The organism is Micromonospora sp. LOL_025, assembly GCF_048060285.1.
Lineage (GTDB): Bacteria > Actinomycetota > Actinomycetes > Mycobacteriales > Micromonosporaceae > Micromonospora.
Window position 1 is genome coordinate 1 of sequence record NZ_JBHMIR010000081.1, and the last position, 3,211, is coordinate 3,211.

The window sequence follows — 3,211 nt, forward strand, 5'->3', positions numbered from 1 at the left end:
CTGCGCAACTTCGTCGGTGGTGAGTTCGTCGAGGGTGGGCGGCGGTTCGTCAAGTGCAGTCCGGTGACGGGTGAGCCGGTGTTCGAGGTGGTCGAGGCGGATCGGGCGTGTGTGGATGACGCGGTGGCGGCGGCGCGGGGGGCGTTGCGGGGGCCGTGGGGTCGGATGGGGGAGCGGGAGCGTGCGGAGGTGTTGCGTCGGGTTGCCGACGAGTTGGAGCGTCGTTTCGACGACCTGGTGACCGCGGAGGTGGCGGATACGGGTAAGTCGATTTCGCAGGCGCGGACGTTGGACATTCCGCGTGGTGCGGCGAATTTCCGTGCGTTCGCGGAGATCGTGGCGACGGCGCCGACGGAGTCGTTCACGACGGTCACGCCGACCGGGGGTCGTGCGCTGAATTATGCGGTGCGTAAGCCGGTGGGTGTGGTGGCGGTGATCGTGCCGTGGAACCTGCCGCTGCTGCTGTTGACGTGGAAGGTCGCTCCCGCGCTGGCGTGCGGCAACGCGGTGGTGGTGAAGCCGAGTGAGGAGACGCCCGCCTCGGCGACGCTGTTGGCGGAGGTGATGGCCGCCGCGGGGGTGCCCGAGGGGGTGTTCAACCTGGTGCACGGCTTCGGTCCGGATTCGGCGGGGGAGTTCCTGACCCGTCATCCGGGGGTGGACGCGATCACGTTCACCGGCGAGTCGGCCACGGGCAGCACCATCATGCGGGCGGCCGCCGATGGGGTGAGGCCGGTGTCGTTCGAGTTGGGTGGGAAGAACGCCGGGCTGGTGTTCGCGGACGCGGATCTGGATGCGGCGGTGGCGGGGTCGGTGCGGTCGAGTTTCACCAATGGTGGTCAGGTGTGTCTGTGCACGGAGCGGATCTATGTGCAGCGGCCGGTGTTCGAGGAGTTCACGGCGCGGTTGGCGGAGCGGGCTGCCGGGCTGCGGTTCGGGTGGCCTGCGGATGAGGCGACGGTGAACATGCCGTTGATCTCGCGTCAGCATCGGGACAAGGTGCTCGGCTACTACGACCTGGCCCGGGGTGAGGGTGCGCAGGTGTTGGCCGGGGGTGGGGTGCCGGCTTTCGGTGATGCGCGTGATGGTGGGGCGTTCGTGCAGCCGACGGTGTTGACCGGGCTGGGCCCGCAGGCCCGCACCAACACCGAGGAGATCTTCGGCCCGGTGGTGCACGTGGCGCCGTTCGATGATGAGGATGAGGCGTTCGCGCTGGCCAACGGTACGGAGTACGGGTTGGCGGCGGCGGTGTGGACCCGCGACGTCGGCCGGGCGCACCGGGCCGGGGCCCGGCTCGACGCCGGCATCGTCTGGGTGAACACGTGGTTCCTGCGCGACCTGCGGACGCCGTTCGGTGGGGTGAAGGCGTCGGGTATCGGGCGTGAGGGTGGCGTGCACTCGTTGGGTTTCTATTCCGAACTCACCAACGTCTGCGTGGACCTGACATGAGCGTGCAGGCCATCAGGCGCAGCGGCGTGGGGCCCCGTGGCGGCTTCGCGGGCAGCGAGGAGTCGACATGAACGTTGATTACGAGGCGGCGGCCCGGGAACTGGTCGACGCGCGGGACAATGGCACGCCGTGTGCGCCGCTGCGCGGGCGGCTGCTGCCCGAGGGGGACGTCACGTCGGCGTACGTGGTGCAGCAGCTCCAGGTGCGGCAGTGGTTGCAGCGGGGTCACCGCCGGGTAGGCGCGAAGATCGGGCTGACGTCGCGGGCGGTGCAGGAGAGCTTCGGGGTGTTCCAGCCCGATTTCGGGGTGCTGCTGGACGACATGGCGGTGCCCGACGGGGCCGAGGTGGCGATGGATCGGCTGTTGCAGCCCCGGGTGGAGGCGGAGGTCGCGTTCGTGTTGGGCGCGGACCTGCCCGACGAGCGGATCACCGGCGCGGACGTGATCCGGGCGGTGGATCACGTGTTGCCGGCGATCGAGATCGTGGATTCGCGGGTGGCGGGGTGGGACATCTCGATCGTGGACACGGTGGCGGACAACGCCTCCAGCGGCCTGTTCGTGCTCGGCACGACGCCGCGTCGGCTGGCCGACGTGGACCTGCGGTTGTGCGGGATGGTCCTCGAACACGCCGGTGAGCCGGTGTCGGTGGGGGCCGGCGCGGCGTGCCTGGGTAACCCGCTGCACGCGGTGCAGTGGCTGGCGCAGACGATGGCGCGTTCGGGTGACCCGTTGCGTGCCGGTGACGTGGTGCTGTCCGGGGCGCTCGGCCCGATGGTGGCGGTGACGGCCGGGGCGGCGTACGAGGCACGGATCTCCGGCCTGGGCTCTGTCCGCGCGTGCTTCTCGAAGGAGGCGTCGTGACCACCGGCGTAGCGGTGATCGGGTCGGGCAACATCGGCACGGATCTGATGATCAAGGTGCTGCGGTTGTCGGAGTCGTTGCGGATGGTGGCGATGGTGGGCATCGACCCCGACTCCGATGGTTTGGCGCGGGCGCGGCGGTTGGGTGTGGCGACCACGGCTGAGGGTGTGGACGGTCTCGTCGGGATGCCGGAGTTCGCGGATGTGGAGTTGGTGTTCGATGCCACGTCGGCGGGGGCGCATCGGCGCAATGACGCGGTGTTGGCGGCGCATGGTCGGCTGGTGGTGGATCTGACGCCGGCGGCGATCGGTCCGTATGTGGTGCCGCCGGTGAACCTGGACGAGCATCTGGGTGAGCGCAACGTGAACATGGTGACGTGTGGTGGGCAGGCGACGGTGCCGATCGTCGCGGCGATGGGTCGGGTGACGCCGGTGGTGTACGGGGAGATCGTGGCGTCGATCGCGTCGAGGTCGGCGGGTCCGGGGACGCGGGCGAACATCGACGAGTTCACCGAGACCACGGCGCGGGCGATCGAGGTCGTCGGTGGTGCGCAGCGGGGTAAGGCGATCATCGTGTTGAATCCGGCTGATCCGCCGTTGTTGATGCGCGACACCGTCTACTGCCTGTGCGAGGACGTCGATGCGGATCGGGCCGCGATCGCCGCCTCCGTAAAGGAGATGGTGGCGTCGGTGCAGGAGTACGTGCCCGGGTATCGGTTGAAGCAGGATGTGCAGTTTGACCGGGTGGATGCGTATGTGCCGTCGTTGGGTCGGCGGTTGTGTGGGTTGCAGGTGTCGGTGTTCCTGGAGGTCTCCGGGGCGGGGCACTATCTGCCGGCGTACGCGGGGAACCTGGACATCATGACCTCGGCCGCGCTGCGCACGGCGGAACGGCTGGTCG

At 69.4% G+C, this 3,211-nt stretch carries 3 protein-coding genes; all 3 read left to right on the forward strand.

The features are described 5' to 3' along the window. A partial coding sequence (locus ACFHW0_RS31525) for a 2-hydroxymuconic semialdehyde dehydrogenase (protein ID WP_416613269.1) occupies positions 1–1,449 on the forward strand: 1,449 nt, incomplete at its 5' end. A 67-nt stretch (positions 1,450–1,516) separates the two neighbouring features. Then, positions 1,517–2,311, forward strand: coding sequence for a 2-keto-4-pentenoate hydratase (locus ACFHW0_RS31530; protein WP_416613270.1), 795 nt, complete (start codon positions 1,517–1,519; stop codon positions 2,309–2,311). Next, positions 2,308–3,211, forward strand: a 904-nt coding sequence (locus ACFHW0_RS31535) for an acetaldehyde dehydrogenase (acetylating) (protein WP_416613271.1), incomplete at its 3' end; no start/stop codon positions are given. The genes ACFHW0_RS31530 and ACFHW0_RS31535, both read left to right, overlap by 4 nt.